Raw genomic sequence first — 1,925 nt, forward strand, 5'->3', positions numbered from 1 at the left:
TCTATCTGAGGCCTTGTATATTTCCAGATAACATCGGCTTTTGAATCCTGGATTTCCCACGGAATTACAATTACAATATCACCTTCACGAATCCACATCTTCTTGTTTTTGGATCCGGGAATTCGTCCCATTCTGACAATGCCGTCCATGCACTGCAGTGTAACTCTTTTTGAGCCTAAGAGACTTCCTACTGTTGCCAGTACTTCGTGGTTCTCTCTACGTGGAGTACGTACCCTTGTTACTTCCTGAGCAGGTGCAGCGTTTACCGTTCCTTCTCTTCTCTTTCTCATATTACTTCGGAAATTAGCCAGGTTGATTCCTCTTTTGTTTATTTTGATTTTAGGTTTGGGATTTTTTAGATGAATTTGGGATTTTTTAGACGGATTTGGGATATTGATTCAATTCTGGTTTTGGATGCTGGGCTTATTTGCCTATTTAACTTCCCCCAGATAACTCGCCTTAATTACTGATACTTTCCATACTCTTGATTTCCTCCAGGTACTCAGGTCTGAAAGTTCATAAATGAATAATAAATTAAAAACCCTTAAAAAATATAATAGGCTTTAATATTAAAAGTTAGAATTTCAGGAAATCTTGAAGCTATTTCCTGGGATCCTATCCTCCCAACATATGATCCCTAATAAAAGCGGTCAAAACGTATCCGGATTAGATTCCATCAACAAATACTGACTGGAGTACAATTTTATTAGTATCGATTAGTAATGCTAAATGATTCAGAGCTTAACATACAAGTTCGTGAGAACTTATGATTTCGTGCCTTTCACCTGAGTATAAGGCAAAAAACAAAGATTAAAAAGTGAATCAGTGTTGCTGTATATCTTTACAGAACAACACCTATAGAGAATCTTATATTCAGAACTTTCTGTGGCTAGGAAGGCAATCTCTGCAGTAAACCGGCCGTCCCTCTGTTGGCTTGAAAGGAACCTCGGTCTCAACACCGCAGTCAGAACAGATTACCTTGTGCATTTCCCTGGGGCCGCTGTTGCCGCCTCTGAAACCTCCGCGGCCGCTGTCTCTGCCACCACGGTTGCTGTCTCTTCCCCTGAAGGAGTTTCCTCTGTCATTAAAACCCATTTTTGTTTCACCTCCGCTTCCAGCGGATAAACATGCTCATAAAAATATGATTGGATATAATTTATTATTCAAAAACAAAAACAGAGTTTTTAATAACAGATTATACTTCTCATCATTTTTACTAATTCTACAGTCTTTTTATCATATATATAATTAATCTACCTCTCTTCAGAAATCCAGAAGGCAGTTCAAGAAAGAAAATGTCGAGATAAAGAATAAATATACAGTATGAAACAAAGAACCAGTATTAGAAAATAAATAGACAATATTGGAAACCCTTTTCCCAGAGGTCTCCAGATATAAACTTAAAATAGAGTATTTTCAGAATTTTTGGGTTCAGAACTTCCTGTGTTTTGGGAGGCAGTCTCTGCAGTAAACCGGTCTTCCTTCGATAGGCTTGAACGGAACCTGGGTCTCAACGCCACAGTCTGAACAAACTGCAGGATACATTTCTCTGGGACCACTGCTTCCACCTCTGAAACCTCCGCGGCTGCTGTCTCTGCCACCACGGTTGCTGTCTCTCCCCCTGAAGGAATTCCCTCTGTCATTAAAACTCACTTTTGTTTCACCTCCGCTTATAGCGGATCCCTCTGGCTTGCTATAAAAATAAGATCCTATAGATTCTTTTATTAAAAACAAAAATGAAGTTTTTAATAACAGATTATATGGTTCTTTATTTTTACTGCCAATATTTCCGTAGCCGTCATAATATATAAATTTATCTCATATGAACGATATATATAAAGGAAATTTTTTAAGGCAGGCTGAAGCTTTATTTGCTTTTATTAAATCGGTTTTTTGATGGAAGAAAAAAGCTTCACTTTCTCCGG

Annotated in this window: 3 protein-coding genes; all 3 read right to left on the bottom strand. The window is 38.1% G+C overall.

All coding sequences use genetic code 11. From position 1 onward, the window contains the following. Positions 1 to 290, bottom strand: a 290-nt coding sequence (gene eif1A / locus PLL47_RS14840) for a translation initiation factor eIF-1A (RefSeq protein WP_324447352.1), incomplete at its 3' end; no start/stop codon positions are given. Positions 291 to 873: 583 nt separating this feature from the next. After that, entirely contained in the window at positions 874 to 1,095 is a 222-nt protein-coding gene (locus tag PLL47_RS14845; RefSeq protein ID WP_324447354.1) for a CxxC-x17-CxxC domain-containing protein, read from the bottom strand. Between the two features lie 336 nt (positions 1,096 to 1,431). After that, entirely contained in the window at positions 1,432 to 1,653 is a 222-nt protein-coding gene (locus tag PLL47_RS14850) for a CxxC-x17-CxxC domain-containing protein (protein ID WP_324447356.1), read from the bottom strand. Positions 1,654 to 1,925: the final 272 nt, after the last annotated feature.

It is taken from the genome of Methanosarcina sp., assembly GCF_035390745.1.
Taxonomy (GTDB): domain Archaea; phylum Halobacteriota; class Methanosarcinia; order Methanosarcinales; family Methanosarcinaceae; genus Methanosarcina.

Excerpts from the sequence above, each read along its gene's own strand:
- PLL47_RS14845 (WP_324447354.1), bottom strand. The coding sequence starts at position 1,095 with ATGGGTTTTAATGACAGAGGAAACTCCTTCAGGGGAAGAGACAGCAAC.